Annotated in this window: 17 protein-coding genes; 4 read left to right on the top strand and 13 right to left on the bottom strand. The window is 31.2% G+C overall.

Annotated features, from left to right (window positions below; all coding sequences use genetic code 11):
* Window positions 1-104: 104 nt before the first annotated feature.
* The 10 genes from DZ64_RS0106770 to DZ64_RS0106720 all read right to left on the bottom strand — a co-directional run bounded on the left by DZ64_RS0106770 (window position 105) and on the right by DZ64_RS0106720 (window position 10924).
* A complete protein-coding gene (locus DZ64_RS0106770) occupies window positions 105-1163 on the bottom strand; it encodes an ABC transporter ATP-binding protein (RefSeq protein WP_024789940.1) in 1059 nt (352 codons plus the stop codon).
* A complete protein-coding gene (locus tag DZ64_RS0106765) occupies window positions 1147-1941 on the bottom strand; it encodes an ABC transporter permease (protein ID WP_024789939.1) in 795 nt (264 codons plus the stop codon). Before DZ64_RS0106765 ends, DZ64_RS0106770 begins: the two co-directional genes overlap by 17 nt.
* Entirely contained in the window at window positions 1938-2684 is a 747-nt protein-coding gene (gene modA / locus DZ64_RS0106760; RefSeq protein WP_024789938.1) for a molybdate ABC transporter substrate-binding protein, read from the bottom strand. The genes DZ64_RS0106765 and modA overlap by 4 nt, the downstream gene beginning before the upstream one ends.
* 78 nt (window positions 2685-2762) lie before the next feature.
* A complete protein-coding gene (gene wtpA, locus DZ64_RS0106755; RefSeq protein ID WP_024789937.1) occupies window positions 2763-3716 on the bottom strand; it encodes a tungstate ABC transporter substrate-binding protein WtpA in 954 nt (317 codons plus the stop codon).
* A gap of 168 nt (window positions 3717-3884) precedes the next feature.
* Window positions 3885-4826 (bottom strand): formate dehydrogenase subunit gamma, encoded by a 942-nt coding sequence (locus tag DZ64_RS0106750; protein ID WP_024789936.1) that lies wholly within the window; start codon window positions 4824-4826, stop codon window positions 3885-3887.
* Window positions 4827-4835: 9 nt separating this feature from the next.
* Window positions 4836-5432 carry a formate dehydrogenase FDH3 subunit beta gene (fdh3B, locus tag DZ64_RS0106745; RefSeq protein ID WP_024789935.1) on the bottom strand — a complete coding sequence of 199 codons (597 nt, stop codon included), beginning with the start codon at window positions 5430-5432 and terminating at the stop codon, window positions 4836-4838.
* 10 nt (window positions 5433-5442) lie between these two features.
* Window positions 5443-8268, bottom strand: a complete 2826-nt coding sequence (locus DZ64_RS13765; RefSeq protein WP_255327520.1) for a formate dehydrogenase subunit alpha — start codon at window positions 8266-8268, stop codon at window positions 5443-5445.
* A gap of 9 nt (window positions 8269-8277) precedes the next feature.
* Window positions 8278-8475 carry a twin-arginine translocation signal domain-containing protein gene (locus tag DZ64_RS0106730; protein ID WP_024787800.1) on the bottom strand — a complete coding sequence of 66 codons (198 nt, stop codon included), beginning with the start codon at window positions 8473-8475 and terminating at the stop codon, window positions 8278-8280.
* Window positions 8476-8538: 63 nt separating this feature from the next.
* Entirely contained in the window at window positions 8539-9273 is a 735-nt protein-coding gene (locus DZ64_RS0106725; protein WP_024789933.1) for a molecular chaperone, read from the bottom strand.
* Window positions 9263-10924 (bottom strand): 4Fe-4S binding protein, encoded by a 1662-nt coding sequence (locus DZ64_RS0106720; RefSeq protein WP_024789932.1) that lies wholly within the window; start codon window positions 10922-10924, stop codon window positions 9263-9265. Before DZ64_RS0106720 ends, DZ64_RS0106725 begins: the two co-directional genes overlap by 11 nt.
* 89 nt (window positions 10925-11013) lie before the next feature.
* On the opposite strand from DZ64_RS0106720, the gene DZ64_RS0106715 reads away from it, so the two are divergent.
* Genes DZ64_RS0106715 through DZ64_RS0106705 form a run of 4 tightly spaced genes read left to right on the top strand, consistent with a single transcriptional unit; the run spans window position 11014 to window position 14222 of the window.
* Complete coding sequence (locus tag DZ64_RS0106715) at window positions 11014-12108, top strand: ABC transporter substrate-binding protein (protein WP_024789931.1); 1095 nt, start codon at window positions 11014-11016, stop codon at window positions 12106-12108.
* Complete coding sequence (locus tag DZ64_RS11505) at window positions 12105-13148, top strand: hypothetical protein (RefSeq protein WP_084029361.1); 1044 nt, start codon at window positions 12105-12107, stop codon at window positions 13146-13148. Before DZ64_RS0106715 ends, DZ64_RS11505 begins: the two co-directional genes overlap by 4 nt.
* On the top strand, window positions 13144-13527 hold the full coding sequence (locus DZ64_RS11905) for a HAMP domain-containing sensor histidine kinase (protein ID WP_084029359.1): 384 nt from the start codon (window positions 13144-13146) through the stop codon (window positions 13525-13527). Before DZ64_RS11505 ends, DZ64_RS11905 begins: the two co-directional genes overlap by 5 nt.
* A 23-nt stretch (window positions 13528-13550) precedes the next feature.
* Window positions 13551-14222: a response regulator gene (locus DZ64_RS0106705; protein WP_024789930.1), complete on the top strand. Its 672-nt coding sequence runs from the start codon at window positions 13551-13553 to the stop codon at window positions 14220-14222.
* Here the strand turns inward: DZ64_RS0106705 and DZ64_RS0106700 are convergent.
* The 3 genes from DZ64_RS0106700 to DZ64_RS0106690 all read right to left on the bottom strand — a co-directional run bounded on the left by DZ64_RS0106700 (window position 14206) and on the right by DZ64_RS0106690 (window position 16778).
* Window positions 14206-14934 (bottom strand): winged helix-turn-helix domain-containing protein, encoded by a 729-nt coding sequence (locus tag DZ64_RS0106700; protein WP_051430006.1) that lies wholly within the window; start codon window positions 14932-14934, stop codon window positions 14206-14208. The two genes, DZ64_RS0106705 and DZ64_RS0106700, sit on opposite strands and share 17 nt — an antisense overlap.
* A gap of 9 nt (window positions 14935-14943) precedes the next feature.
* Complete coding sequence (fdhD, locus tag DZ64_RS0106695; RefSeq protein ID WP_024789928.1) at window positions 14944-15732, bottom strand: formate dehydrogenase accessory sulfurtransferase FdhD; 789 nt, start codon at window positions 15730-15732, stop codon at window positions 14944-14946.
* 167 nt (window positions 15733-15899) lie between these two features.
* Entirely contained in the window at window positions 15900-16778 is an 879-nt protein-coding gene (locus DZ64_RS0106690; protein ID WP_024787792.1) for a formate/nitrite transporter family protein, read from the bottom strand.
* Between the last annotated feature and the right edge of the window lie 84 nt (window positions 16779-16862).

Raw genomic sequence — 16862 nt, 5'->3', positions numbered from 1 at the left:
TACCATAAACACCGGCCGTAATTTTTTTTTATTTTGAAAAATAAAAATATTATTTTTCATCGGTAACCTTTTTATATAGGCAGTTTTATAATTATACATTTTATTTAAAATATATGCACATTTGATGCTTTAAAAATTAAATATACGTTTGTTTTTTCTTGTAAATTCAATTTCTCATATGAATTTAATGTAATAAGCACAGCAAATTTTATATCATTTACATCAACTATTAAATCCACTAAAAAACCTTTTTTTTCTAACTTTTCAATAAATCCGTAAATACAGTTTTTTGCGGATTCTTTTTCACAGCCGGATTTGGATACTATGATATCTTCCGGACGAATAGAAATTTTTACATTTTCCCCTATATCTGCATCATCTATGGAATACAGCTTGAATCCGTCTATTTCTAATACGCTCAAATTATCTTCTTTATCAATAACTTTGGCATTTAAAATATTTGTTCCTACAAAATCGGCAACTTTTCTGTTTTTCGGTTTTGAAAACATTTCTTCGGGAGTACCAACCTGTAACACTTCTCCAAATCTCATCAATACCGTTTTATCAGCCAGTGTCCATACATCTTCAAAATCATGGGTTACATGCAATACGGTGGTATTATATTTTTTAGCCGCCTCTTTAAGCAACTGTCTCATTTCTTTTTTAATTTTATAATCGAGAGCGCTGAAAGCCTCATCCATTAAAAGAAGCTGTGGTTTTACTATTAAAGCTCTTGCTATACTTACCCTTTGCATCTCTCCCCCGCTAAGTGTTAAAGGTTTTCTTTTTAATAAATGGTCTATTTTTAAAATTTTGCTTATTTCATTAATATCTTTATCGTTTTGTGTTTTATTTTTATTGTGTTTTTTCAATCCGTACATTATATTTTCGTATACATTCATATGGGGAAAAAGAACATAATCCTGATAAACTATACTGATGTTTCTGGATTCAATCGGTTTATCCGTTATATCTTCATCATTCAAATATACTTTTCCGCTTTTAGGCTTATAAAATCCCGCAACTGTTTCAAGCAAAATGGATTTACCGCTTCCGCTTGGCCCTATTATTGTTACATATTCCCCTTTTTTTATGCCGAAATCAACGTTTGTTAAAGTAAATTTTCCTAAAGTTATATTTATATTTTCAATCTTTAAAAACATTTTCTTTTCCTTCCATATATTCAACGGACAATATTGCAACAAATGAAATAACAATAAGCACGATACCGCTGGTAATAGCCATTCCCATATTTCCATAAGAAATATTTAAAAACAGCGTTATAGGAAGTATTTCCGTTTTCATATAAGAACCCCCCGCTAAAATCAAAACCGCTCCAAATGCCCCCATTGATCTTGCAAAAGTTATAATTGCCGAAGCGTATATCCCGTTTCTTATCAAAGGGACCAATACATTTTTAAATGTTTCAAATTCACCATATCCCAGACTTCTTGAAACATATTCATATCTTTTGTTAACACTTTCAAACGATGAATAAATAATTCTGATTCCGTAAGGCAAAGCGGTAAAAAATTGCGCTACTACAATGCCCGCTTTTGTAAAAACAATCTGAATCCCCAATTCATCAAAAAAATCTCCGACAAACGTTTTGCTGAAAAGTAAAAGTAAAGAGAGTCCCAATACAAGTTCGGGGAAAGCCATCGGTAAATTTATTATTGTCTTTAAAATAGATTTGCCAAAAAAATCATATCTTGACAAAGCGTAAGCGATAGGAACAGAAAAAATCAAAACAAAAAAAGTTGATAAAAGAGACGTTATAAGAGATAATTTAATAGAATAAATCATTTCCCCAGAACGCAAAGCATTGATGATGTCTCCGATTTTAGGAACAAAAAACAGGCTCAAAACAGCAATCAAAAGCAAAAAAGTAATCAATAAAGACATACTTATGCTAATTGTTTTAAAACTGAATATTTTCATATTTCAAATCCCCATTTTTTCCAAATTTGTTTTGATTTACCAGAAGAGAGATAATTATTAAATTTATTGGCAAGTTTTTTATTTTTACAAATTGTTCCAACCGCAGTAGGTATTGTTTTAATTATATTTTCATTTTCAGGAATTTTAATAACTTCCAATTTCCCTTTCTGTTTTGCCCAGGAAACCATATCTTCCCACATTATTGCAGCGTCAGCCTGTCCCATTACCATATATATAAGCAATTGATTAACGGTCCCAGCATACATAGCAATATTTTTTTTGACATTTTTATAAAGATTATTCTTTTTTAAAATTTTTATACTGACTTTTCCTATAGCCGTAGCCCTCGGGTCACCTAAAATTATTTTAATATCAGGACGAGTTAAATCTTTAAGGGTATGAATATTTTTTGGATTTCCTTTTTGAACAACCAATACAGGAATATGTTTTGTTATTATTTTAATGCTTTTTTTATCAACTAAATTTTTATTTAAAGCTTCTTTTGTATAATAATAAGCGCCAGGAATAAACACATCGCAGCCGTTAGTCTGTAAAATTGAAAAAAGTTCTCCCGAACCTCCGTAATGAATATCTATTACTGCATTATTTTCATTTTCAAAATTTTTCATTATTTCATTTATCGGCTTTATAAGCCCCGCTCCCGCGCAAATTTTTATATGTTTAATATCAGCTGAAAATATTTCGGTTACTAAAACTAAAAATATAAATAAAATCTTTTTCATTTTTCCTCCCTTTTATGCATTATTTGCATATTTTTTGTTATAAAAAAAGAAAAAAGGGATTAACCCATAATTTATAAATTAATATTTTTTTAATATACTGTCATCGCCTTCAATTATCGGAGGATTTATTACACCCTGGCCGTTTTTTTTCATTATTGCCTGACCTTCGGGAGAAAGAACATATTTGACAAATAAAACAGCACCTTTTTCATGAGGAGGAAGTCCTTCTTTTTTATTTTCCACAACTGTTATTCCGTAAACCATAGGAGCGCCTTTTTTTACAATATAAGTTCCCGGTTTTTTACCTGTAACTTTAAAACTCGCTTTTTTATAAAAAGATGCATATTTTTTATCACCTAAATTAATTTGAGGAGGCAAAGTAATAAATTTTAAATGATGCTGCATTGCAACAGATTTATAAATAAACAGATAATCAAACGCTCCAGCTTCAAGCAAACCTAACAAATCTGTCTCTTTTGGTCTGACAATTACTTTATTTCTGTTTTCCTCACCGTTTTCATAACTGTCTCCATAACCGAATAACTTATCAAAAAATTTTGGTCTTTTATAGTAAATTCCGGCAAGTTTTGCTACAATCATTGCTCTATATCCACACGGGTCTAAATTAGGATTGGAATGCCCGACTTTTACTCCAGGTTTTAATAAAATATCCATCCAATTATTTGAATTTATTTTATCAGCATATTTTGAATGCGGCGTATAGGCTATAATCATCTCATTTGTTGCAAACAAAGCATTAAATTTTGTATATTTTGGTCTTAATAAATTATCTATCACTTTATAATCCGCACTCGCCATTACATCGGCTTTTTTATGTAAATCAGTAATTTTTCGGGCACACGCCCTGCTTCCGGCAGCTTCTCTAATTACATCATATTGAGGATATTTTTTCTCAAACTTTTGTTCAATCTGTGAAAACGGGACACTTAAACTTCCGGCATGGAATACAACTATTTTTTTACCAAAGGCAAATAAAACGATAACACTGAAAATTAAAGCAAATTTTTTCATTTTTTCTCCTTTTATTTATGGAAATTTTGCATATTTTACTATATAAAAAAAATAAAAATGTCTTTTATATGACAAAAATGCATATTTTTTTATGCATTTTTTGCATATTTTTTATGAGATAAATCCAAAAAAGTAATAAAAATAAACAGACTAAAAATTAGTCTGTTTTTAATCTTTGCATTTTTCGGCAAGTTCTTTGTCTTTGCCTTCTTTAACAATTTTTTTGTAATAAATAGAATGTAAATGTTTAAGCTCATCTTCACTTTTACAACCGTCTATCATACTCTCAATTGAACCTTTAATGGCAAAAAGAGACATATATAAATGAGTAAAAAAGAATGCAACAATAAATAATGCTAATGTTAAATGAATAATAACAGCTAATCTTAACAAATCTATCTGATATAAATTCAGTTTTCTAAGGAGGGCTATGTCGAAATCCTGAAAATACATCATTACACCTGTTATAATCATAACCATTCCGCCAAACATAGCAAGCCAATACCACATTTTTTGACCAGCATTAAATTTTGAAGCAGGGATTTCCTGTTTTCTTTTAACCAAATAACCTCCAAGTATCATCATCCATTTAATATCCCAAAGTCTCGGAAGCATTTCTTTAAACCACATTACAGTCATAGGAATTACAACCAGTGCAAATAAAAATGCCCCTATGTCATGCAGATATCTCATAAATCTAATAGGAGTACCTCCTCCAAAAAATTTAGCATAAATAATTAAAAAGCCTGAAGGGACCAATAAAATAAATGCCAAAGCAGCTATCCAATGTATAATTCTCTGCCATGTCGGAAAAATTAAAAATTTTCTTCCTTCATGGGAAAAAATTTTGGGGCCTACAATTAAATAATGAAGCAAAAAAACTGCAGGCACCGCTATTAAAACAACTAAAAATAAAATTTTACTCCAGTGTGTCTGTAAATATAAAAACAATTCTCCGTATTTATGCCAAGAAGGGATTGCTTCTATCAATTCAGGAGAAATTAACCTACTCCCAGGATGCTCGGGAGCCTGACTTGGCTCCACTAAAGGAACAACTCCAGCATATAAAGCACATAAACCTATTACGCTAAAAAGCGGTAATTTTTTCATAACAACTCCTTATTTATACGCCTGATCCCATCCATATGGAGTCATAGGCCCCTTACCTTTAGCTGCGTCTCTTTCTCTTTTTATTTTAGAAACGCTTTCAGCATCCCCAACAATTAATGCATTGGTTGAACATACCGCAGCACACATAGGTACTTTTCCTTCTGCAATTCTGTTTTGACCATATAATTGATACTCTTTTTCAGAAAAAGTAGGAGCAGGACCGCCTGCACACATTGTACATTTATCCATAACTCCCCTAATTCCGAATGCTCCGTCTCTTGGAAACTGAGGAGCTCCAAAAGGACAGGCGTATAAGCAGTATCCGCATCCTATACATTTATCTTTGTCATGATGTACTATTCCGTCTTCTCTGATATAAAAACAATCGACCGGACAAACTTGTGAACAAGGTGCGTCGGTACAGTGCATACAGGCTATGGATACTGAAAATTCTTTACCTTCAATTCCTTCATTTAATGTAACCACTTTTCTTCTGTGAATGCCTACAGGCAATTCATGTGCTTCCGCACAGGCTATTGTGCAGGCATTACATTCAATACATCTGTCTTCATCACAATAAAATTTCATTCTTGCATATTCATACATATCTTACTCCTTATGCTTTTTCAATGCGGACTAATCCCGCTTTTGTTTCAGGAATTTGGGTAACAATGTCGTATCCATAGTTAGTTACTGTATTTGCACTTTCGCCTATTGCATATGGTTTTGTACCTTCCGGATAATTTGCGCTCATATCAACACCTTGCATAATTCCTGCAAAATGATAAGGTAAGAAAATTCTGTCCGGTGCTACTGCATAAGTAAATCTTGCTTTAACTTTGATTTTTGTTCCCTCAGGTGAGTGAACCCAAATCATATCTCCGTCTTTAATTCCATATTTATAAGCAAGTTCTGGATTGATACTTGCAAACATTTCAGGAACAAGTTCAGTAAGATATTTACTGCTTCTTTCTATAAGTCCGGCACCGCTGTACATTACCAATCTTCCTGTTGTAAGAATAATTGGGAATTCTTTTGCCCAGTCGGTTTTTTGAATAGAAATATATTTAGTATCAACCCTGTAATGGTCTTTTTTATCAGGATATGTAGGATATTTTTTAGCCAAATCATATCTTGGTGTATGAAGCGGCTCTCTGTGCATTGGAATTTTATCAGGGAATGTCCATACATATGCTCTTGCTTTTGCGTTACCGTATGGTGCAACTCCGGCTTTAAGAGCATATTTTGCAATTAGTCCGCTTAAGTCGACTTTCCAGTTTTTACCCATAATAGCTTTTTCTCTCGGTGATAATCTGATACCGAGAACTTTTTCAATATTTTCTTTTGTAAGTTCAGGATATCCGCCTTTTACTTTTGCACCTTTTATAGTTGCATGATCTCCGGCCAATAAATTCTGACCTTTATATTCAGTTCCGAATCTTGCCCTGAATCCCATTCCGCCTTCCATTACAGGAATATCAATGTTATATAAAACTGGGCTTCCTGGATGGTATTCTGTCCAACAAGGCCATGGCAATCCGTAATATTCGCCTTTCATCGGACCAATACCTTTAAGAGTTACCTCATCAAACATATGCCAGTTTTGCTGATGTCTTTTAAGTCTCTCAGGTGTCCAACCGGTTAAACCGATAGTTTTAATGGTTCTTGCAATTTCTCTTGTTGCATCTTCTGGCCATTTGAATGAATTTTTAACTTTTACGGCTTTGCCGTTTTTTACACCCATCATCATACCGCGTACAAACTCATCATAGAAACCGAATTTTTTAGCAAATGTAAACATAATTTCTTCATCGGTTTTAGATTCATAAAGCGGATCTACTACTTTGCTTCTCCACTGAGCTGTTCTGTTTGTGGCGGTAACACTACCTTCACATTCAAACTGACTCGCTGTTGGTAAAATATAAACATTGTCTTTTTTGTTTGTAATTACAGCAGCCTCATTTGCAAAAGGTTCGGCCACAACCAATAAATCCAATTTATCAAGAGCTTGTTGTACTTTTGCTGTCTGGGCAATAGAAGTAATACCGTTACCCTGAACCCATAAAGCCCTGATTGGAGTTTTTTGATAAATTTTTTCTTCCTGTAATACACCTTGCCACCATTTAGCAAGAGTAAATCCTTTTGTATGCATCATTTTTGGAGTGTCAAATCTGCTTTGTAACCATTTAAAATCAACTCCCCAGTTATGTGCAAAATATTTCCAGCTTCCTTCACTTAATCCGTAATATCCCGGTAATGAATGTGACAAACAGCACATATCTGTTGCACCCTGAACATTATCGTGTCCTCTTAAAATGTTACATCCACCACCAAATTTACCCATATTACCTAAAGATAACTGTAAAATCGGAGCCATTCTTGTATTAGAAGAACCGATTGAATGCTGAGTTAGACCCATTGCCCAAATTAATGTTCCAGGCTTACTTGTAACGTACGCTCTTGTAATTTGAATTAATGTATCAACATCAACACCTGTTACATCGGCAGTTCTTTCAGGAGTCCATTTTTTTGCTTCTTCTATAACATGTTCCATTCCAAACACTCTGTCTTTAATAAATGATTCATCCTGCCAGCCGTGTTTAAATATTAAATGAAGCATTCCATACATAAACGGAATATCGGTTCCAGGTCTTACCCTTGCATATAAATCTGCTTTTGCGGCAGTTTTTGTATATCTTGGATCTATAACAATTAAAGTAGCATTATTTCTTTCTTTTGCTTTTAAAATATGTTTAAATCCTACAGGATGGTTTACTGCCGGGTTTGCACCAAATATAATAATAGCTTTAGAATTTTGAATATCTCCCAAATGGTTTGTCATAGCGCCATAACCCCATGTGTTCGCGACCCCCGCGACTGTTGCGCTGTGTCATATCCGCGCTTGGTGATCTATATTGTTGGTACCCCACATTGCGGCAAATTTTCTAAAATAATAAGCCTGCTCTGTGCCCATTTTTGCAGACCCTAAAAACATTGCCGCATCAGGACCACTCTCTTTTCTGATATTTAACATTTTTTCTGAAATTTCGTTAACAGCCTGATCCCAACTGATTCTTTGCCATTTTCCGTTAACTTTTTTTAACGGATGTTTAACTCTTTTTTCTGTTCTGATAACATCGATTGAATCAATACCTTTACAGCAGTGGCTTCCGTGACTGATCGGATGGTCTTGGGCAACTTCCTGTCTTACCCATACACCGTTTTTAACTTCTGCTATAATTCCGCACCCAACTGAACATGTAGTACATACAGTTTTTACTTTTTTACTACCTGGGTAAGGGCTTTTTAATTCTTCTTCGCTTGCATCTCTAAGAGCCGGTGCAGCGTTTAGCATTGTTGCACCCGCAACTCCAGAGAGTGCAGCCATTTTTAAAAACGCCCTTCTGCCCACTCTAACGTTTAATTTTTCTTGTGAGCTCATTTTCTCTCCTTATATTGCATTTTTGTAATAAATTTCCCAATTTTTGGTTTTTCTGTAGAGAATCTCTTTTTTAGGGGAATGTCCTTTTACAACCCCATTTCCAACATCTTCATCGTCGGCTTTGGCAAAAACCAACGTTGAAGAAGCCACGCTCAATGCACCGACACCAAGTGCACCTTTTAAAAAGCTTCTTCTTTTCATTTTCACTCCTTTTTTGGATTTATCTCATATAGAGATAACGGCAGGGCTCATAAAGCTCTGCAGATATCTCTATACATCATCTTCCACATCCCCGCCTTCTTCCAAATTACAAACAAGATTTTTTTCTTTTTTCTTTTTAGCTTTTCTTATTCTTGCCTCTTCATCCTGAACGGTTTTAATATCAATTTTTTTGGAAACTTTCTCAATAGTTGGTTTTGGTTTTTCAAGATACATTCTCTCTGTTTCTATAAAAGCTTTTAATACCACGGCAATATCTTTATAAAGGTCTGCGGCTGAGTGCATATAAACATTTTCTATAAAATCATCAATAAAAGTATTTAAAACATCAAATGTTTTTTCCTCAAGCCAAACCGCTTTTTCATCTCCGTTTATTTTTTCCAAAATCAAATAATGCATAAACGGCAAAATAAATCCAATATCATCTTCTGTATCAGTAAATTTTTCGTTTTTTCTGAATTTGGACGATAAAACAATATCAACCATTTTAACCCTCATTTTTCCATTTTCTATCTCTTCATCATAATAAGAGGCTGTAGTTGGCACAGGGTCGTTTGCCAAATCATAAAAAATATCATCATATTCCTGAACTAATTTATTTTCATCAAAATTTTCAATAAAATGTTTTAGTGCTTCTTTTGAATTCGGTTCAAGCGCATTTTGATATAAAATTTTTGCAGCTTCTTTCACTCCTTCAAATCTTTTTTCATCATCAAAAAATGTAAACAGTTTTGAAAAAAAACCGTAATAAAAGGCTCTGGCTTCTTCTAATTGTTTATTTTCCATTGGTTTTCCTTTCTATATATTCATTGAACAACAGTTTCGATTTGCATTCAGGGCAACAGTAAATAGATTTTTTCTTTAATTCATCTGTAAAAATAGGTAATAACTGTGCTGCAATTCTCTCAATTGCTTTTTTTGGAGCAAACGGTTTCCCGCACATTATGCAATAAAAAGGTTCGTCTTTTGCCATTGTTTTCTGTCCGAAAAAGTCTTTATTTAATTCAAGCTTATCAGAAATTACTTTAAGGCATTTTTCAGCACATGCAACCTCGCAGTAACCACAGGCAGTACACATAGAAGCATCAAATTTTAAAGTGCCGTCTTCATCATGAGCGGTTAATGCCCCGACATTACAGACGCTCACACATCCCATGCACAAAGTACATTTATTTTCATCAATTTCTACTTTTCCGTAATGGATGAAATTATTATCACTTAAATCAATCACACCTAAATCATCATTTTCAATTAAATGTGAAAGTCTGATTGAAAAAATCTCCCTTTTATTTAAGTTGTTTTCATTTATCATATATTTTGCTTCAGGTATTTTTTCTGCTTCATACAAAAGTATCTCAGCTTCTTCAGAATTATCGGTAAATAAAACGGCATTTTTTCCAAATTTTCTGTTTGAAATCTCATTTATTAATTTAACTGCCTCTTTTTCACCTTTTGAAAAATTATCGTTTAAAAACACTATTTGAGCCCCGCTGTCCTGAAACAGAGTCAATAAATGAACCTCATCCAAAAATTTTCTGCCTTCTATTACAAAAGGAATTACATTTTTAGGCAATTCAATTTCCAAATTTTCTACCATATCCTCCGGCACGATAAAAGGAATAAATCCGCTGAAAATTTTAGAAATTTCATAAAAAGAATCTCTTGGAATTGCACTGAAATCCAACGCACCGCTCGGACAAACACTTACACATCCGCCGCATCCGTCACAGTCAATATGCGAAAAAACAAGCTCTTTTGTTTCATCATCTTTTATAATAGCATTTGTAGGGCATACATTTGCACAGTTTCCGCATGTTTCTTTTAATACCCTGTGATGATACTGACATACATCTTTATTGTATGTAACATAATTTCTATATTCATAAATTCCTACTCTTTTTCTTATAATCTGTTTTGCTTTTTCCACTCCTATATCAGACGGATCAACTATTCCTCTTTGTTTAAATGCAATTTCAGGGGCGTTAAACCATATTGCCTGGTCCACTTCCAAATCAATTGATTCATTTCCTTTTTGAATTGTAAATTTCAAATTTCCTATTGTTCCACTGATATCTTTTATCCATTCAGGAAGGGAATAATATTTGTCAAATTCTTTTAAATCATCAAAATTCTCAGCTTCTTCTTTATTCCCTATAATTAAAAGCCTGTTTTTAACTTCTTTTTTATATTCGTTAAATTTCGCATAATCTAATTTTATCCCCCTGATCTCATAAAGTTTATTTATTACATCAATTTTTTCCAAAATATGTGCTTTTGAAGAATTGATATAAAAATTAATTTCAGGGGCATAAACTATCGGGTTTGTTTCTTTTGAATTTGATATAATTGTAGGAGTATTTGAATCGTTTATTACAATAATATTTTCACTTAATGGAAAATCCAAAGGTTCAGTTGTATAAAAAGCATATTCAATCATTTGCAGCCTTTTAATTTTTGATTAATGCTATTATAACACCAAAAAGCTTAAAGTTAGCTTAAAAAGTAAAAATTTTAAAAAGGTTTGTTTTGAAAAAAATTTTTTTAATTTTATTTTTGATAATTATTATTATTTCTTATATTCTTTTTTCAGCTCCAAAAAAATATATAATTTCATCTTCACTTCCTCTTAGCGGAATAATGAAAAACATGGGAGAAAGTATAAAATATGGAACATTAGCATATTATAATAATTTCAATATTCCCAATAAAGAAAAAATTAAATTTATTTTTAAAGATGATAAATACGAACCCGATTTAATGAAAACGAATATTATAAATTTTTATAATAACAATTCATTTCTGTTATACGGCCTCACAGGAACCCCTACGGTAAAAGCGGTTTTACCTTTTGTGAATGAACATTCAATTTTCGTTTTTGCCCCTTTCACAGGTGCAGAATTTTTAAGAAAAAATAAAAATGTAGTTAATTTTAGAGCATCTTACAAAGATGAAATTGAACACATTATAAATTATCTGTTAAAAAAACATATAAATAAAATTTCTCTTTTATATCAAAATGATGATTACGGTGATGAAATATATCTTCATTTATGTGATACGTTAAAAAAACACAAACTTTCATTATCAAGTGTGGGGACATATGAAAGAAACACATATTTGATTGATTCAGCCTTAAATTCAATCTCTTCTTCAAAACCGCAGGCTATTATTCTCGGTTCAACCGCGGAAATAGCGGCTTTGTTTATTAAAAATTATAGGAAAATAGATAAAAATGTTTTATTTATTACAATTTCTTTTGTTAATCCCGACAAACTTATATCTTTGATAAAAAATAAAAACAATATTATTTTTTCAGAAGTTGTTCCCTATTATAAGGCAAATATAACAGAAGCCAAAAATTATCTGACATCTCTACACAAATTAAATCCAAAAACAGAGCCGACATTTTACGGATTTGAATCATATCTTGCAACAAAAATTTTAATTAGCGCATTTAATCATTTAACATTTCCCTATACTCAGGAGCATTTAAAAAAAATTATAAAAAAAACACCCAAAAACATTTTTAAAGATATTCCGATTGAATATAAAAACAATCAGCTTTTAAATAAAACATATTTATATAAATATAAAAACAATGTTTTTAAAGAAATACAATGATAAAAAAATTTATAAAAACCGGTTTTTTAAATAAAACAAAACTTATTGTCTCAATAATTTCGATATTGCTTTTAAGTATTATTTTTATGTCCCAATATACTATATTTTCATTTAAAAACGATATTGACATACTTTTTCAGAAAAGGCTTGTTTCATCTGTAAAGCTTTCTCACATAAAAGATTTATACAAAATAAATATTTATGAAACCATAAATCAATATAAAAGAAAAGAAATCAGTTTTAAAGAAGCAAATAACGTTATAAAACTCGCAAATATTTTAATACAAAAAGAGTGGAATAACTACTTAGAAACAGAATCAATACCAAAAAACACATTTGAATATCTGATATTCAACAATATAAAAACACTGAAAAAAGAGATTGACAATAAATTAAACAAATTTTTAACAACAAGAGAAATCAACATTCAAAAACTATCTAATAATATAAATTTAATTAATATTTATTTATCAAACCTGATTAACATAAACCTCAAAAAAGCAATAATTCAAAAAAACAACACAGATAAAAAATTTTCTTTTGCCGTGAAAGCTTCAATTATAAGTATTATTATTGTATTTATCATTACAATTACATTAATATTTTTGATTATTGAAAAATTTAAAAATATCAATACATTACTTGAAAAAAAAGTTGAAGAAAAAACCAAAGAATTACAAATAATGAATAAAACACTTGAAAAAAGAATAGAAAAGAAAATTAATGAAATCAGGAAAAAAGATAAAATTATGTTCCAGCAAAGTAAATTAGCAGCAATGGGAGAAATGCTTCAAAATATTACACATCAGTGGAGACAGCCTCTTGCAAATTTATCCATGATTATCGAATCTTTTCAGATTAAAAACGAATTTGGAAAACTTGAGAGCAAATATATTGAAAACAAAACAAAAGAAGCATTGATTATTGCGGAAAATATGTCAAAAACAATAGAAGATTTCAGAAATTTTTTTATTCCTGATAAAATAAAAAAAAGATTTTCGATAAAAGAATGTTTATTAAAAACAAAAAAACAAAATTGACCTAAAAATAAATATAAAAAATGATATCCAAATTTTAGGTTATCCGAATGAGCTTTCGCATGTATGTATCAATTTTATAACAAACGCCATTGAAGCTTTGATAAATTCAGATATAAAAGAAAAAAAGATATTAATAACGGTAAAAGAAACAAAAAAAGATATAATTATAAGTATAATAGATAATGCGGGCGGAATAGATGAATCAATAATGGATAAAATTTTTGAGCCCTATTTTACCACTAAAACAAAACAGCAAGGAACGGGCATAGGGCTTTATATGGCAGAACAGATTATATCCTTTATGGGAGGAAAAATAAAGGCAAAAAATATAATTCATAGAATGGGTACAAAAAGAATATTAAAAATGTGCAATGTTTGAAATCATTTTGCCAAAGGCGAGTAATGAAAAATTATGATATTTTGAAAAATTTTAACATTTTATATATAGAAGATGATAAAAATTTATTAAACACTTTAGGTGAAATTCTTAAAGATTTTGTTAAAAAAATATATTTAGCAAGCAATACACAAGAAGCTTATAAAATATTAAAAGAAAACCATATAGATTTAATTATAAGCGACATTTTAATAGAAGATAAAAACGGAATTGAATTTATCTCTTTTTTAAAAAATCAGGGTTTTAAAATTCCTTTTATTTTAACAACCGCCTATACCGAAACAGATTATTTACTTGAGGCAATAAAAGAAAAAGTTTCAAATTACTTAGTAAAACCGATAAAAATAAAAGAATTATTAGACAGCATTTATGAAACACTGCTTCCTAAATACCAAAAAAAAGAATTGGAAAATTCTACTATTTTATTTAAATTAGCTTCTTTAGTGTGCGAAAGCAAACAATTGGAAGTTATTAAACTTATAGTAAATTCTTTGGATGATAATTACAATTTTTCACTTTTATATCCTGAAATAATGAAAAGAATTGATATCAGCAAACCTACCTTGATAAAACTGTTTAAAGATTTGCAGGATAAAAATATTATTACAAAACTGCCAAAGAGAAAATATAAATTAAATATTGATATAATTAATCATCTTTTTAATTCTTCTTCTTAGGGCCTTTTAATTTTTTTAAAAACAGCTCTTTAAACCTTTTATTGGCAAATTCCTGAATTTCACTTTCCAATTCTTTAAAAATTTCAATATACTCCTTTGCCTTGGGAGTTAAATATGTGCCGCCTTTTACACCTTTTTCTACGGTTACCAGTTCATCATCAAGGTTTTTCTGAAGTGTTTTGATATGCGACCAGGCTTTTTTATAATTAAGTCCCATTTTCTCAGCCGCTTTTGCAATCGAACCTTCTTTTTCTATCAACTCCAAAATTTCTGTTTTTCCTTTTCCAAACAGTAATTCACCTTTTTGATTTTCTATCCAGACTTTTGTTTTAATAAAAGCACGTGGACGTTTTTTTTCTTTAAAAACACCAAGTTCGCAGTATATTACCTCAAATCCGTTATCTTTTATTGCACTTCTTACTTTTTTTAGATTATATTTTTCGGCAAGTTTTCTTGCATCTTTGCAAAAAACCCTTTTTTTATCATCAGCTAATTTTTCAAGCTCATCAACAATTTCTTTTTCATAATTGTCCGTAAAATCAAGCCCTCCAAACTGTCCCAGACCGCAGTCAGTAATCCTAACACCCATTTCATCAGCCATCTTTCCTACAACGATAGGTTCAACCCCAGCTTTTTTAGCAACTACATAAGCTTTTGCACAAGTTAATTTATTTTCATCGTTTTTATATTTTTCTATTAATTCTTTTATCATATCTGCTCCTTAAACAACAATTCTGTAATCATGGGTATATACATTCATTTTATCTCCCCTTGCAAAACCCACAAGAGTTAAATTAAATTTTTCAGCTATTTTAAATCCGAGACAGGTGGTAGCCGTTCTTGAAATCAAAATTGGGATTTTATGCATAACCGCTTTTACAACCATTTCACTGCTGAGCCTTCCGCTTACCATCATAATTCCGTTTTGCGGATTAAATTCATTTAAAATAGCCTTTCCCACCGCTTTATCAATAGTAGAATGCTGGGCAATATCTTCTGCATCAAAATAGTTATTTTCATCAAAATAAATTCTTGCCGTATGCACACATCCGGTTTGTTCATACAGAGGACATGATTTATAAAATTCATCCATCTGCTTTGAAATTTCAGCGGCTCTAATCTTAAAATCACTCTCTATTTTAGCCGCATCAATTTTTTCAGGGTCAATATCTAAATTTGCGCTGATACTTTTTCCGCATCCGCTTACAATTATACCCTCTTCACTTAACTTTTTAGCTTTCTCTTTATTTATTTTCGCCTTTATATCAACAATCAATCCGTCTTTTTTTAATTTTAAATTTTCTATATCTTTAATATCTTTTATAATCCCCTCACTTATCAAATATCCTATCGCCAGCGCTTCCTGGTCAACAGGGGTAGCCATCATTGAAACAATTTTTTCATTGTTTACATAAATATCCAATCTGATTTCCCTGATTAGGGTATCATTGAATTTAAATTTTTTATCACCTTTAATTTTTGTAATTTCAAAATTATATGTAGCATCCATTTAAACTCCTTTAAAAGTATTATACAAAAAAATAAAATTAAATATGACCGGAAAAGAAGAAGGGCTTTTAGGAGGAATAAAATGAATGAAGCAATATCCTAAGGAGTTTTTATTTTTTTCCGGCCATGTTTAATTTTATATCCGTCAATAAGACGGATATAATTTAATTAATGATTATTACAACCGCTTTTTTCAATATCGGGTTTATGAGCCATAAGAGCCACAATTCCGACAAAAATAACTCCACCTACAATATTTCCCAATGTTACAGGTAATTCATTATCCAATAAAAAAGATTTTATATTTAAATGTTCTATCGCTTCAGCCGGAAGATGAAGGGCACTGGCAACTGCATGAATATCGCCGCCAAACTGAGCCATATAATGTGCTTTTGCTATTAGACCTTCTGAAATAATAAACATATTAGCAACACAGTGCTCATATCCACTGGCAACAAATGCCGCAATAATAAATGCGATACCCCAGACTTTACCTGCACCGTCTTTACATGCAACAGCAAGCCAGACAGCCATACAAACTAACACATTACAAAAAATACCTCTTATAAAGGCTTCTGTAAAAGTTAAAGATACTTTTGCTTCTCCTAAATGAACAAAATGTTTTAAAATAGCTTCATGATATTTTAAAGGAAGCCCTGATTTGTAATAAAGCCAGGCTGTAAAAGCGGCTCCCACAAAGTTAAAAATCCAAACAATTGTCCAATAACTTACAACTCCACCAAAAATTCCAACTTTTTTTTCACAACAGCTAACACCACTCAATACTGAACTTGTAAATAAATGTCCTCCGTAAAATACAACTAACATCAATCCTGCGGAGAATGCAAAACCTCCTATAAAATTAGCAATACCTGGTGCCAGTTTTGCACCAACACCCACTGTGGCATGAGCCCAGAAAATATCACCTATTGCAATGGCGCTTCCGGCCATAATAGCAAGAAGAATAACGCTTAAAATAGGCAGTTCCGCTTTATGTTTTGACATGTCAGATAAAGCAACTATTGTTTCATGAGGTGCTTTTACCATTTTTACTCCTTTTTAAAATTTAAATACATAAAAGTTTATAATGAATTAAAAAAGAATTGTGTCTTATAAAAGACGGTTAAAAAA

Source organism: Lebetimonas sp. JH292 (assembly GCF_000523275.1).
Taxonomy (GTDB): Bacteria; Campylobacterota; Campylobacteria; order Campylobacterales; family Nautiliaceae; genus Lebetimonas.
The sequence above is the reverse complement of the archived record's forward strand: the minus strand, read 5'-3'. Positions and strand labels throughout refer to the sequence as shown.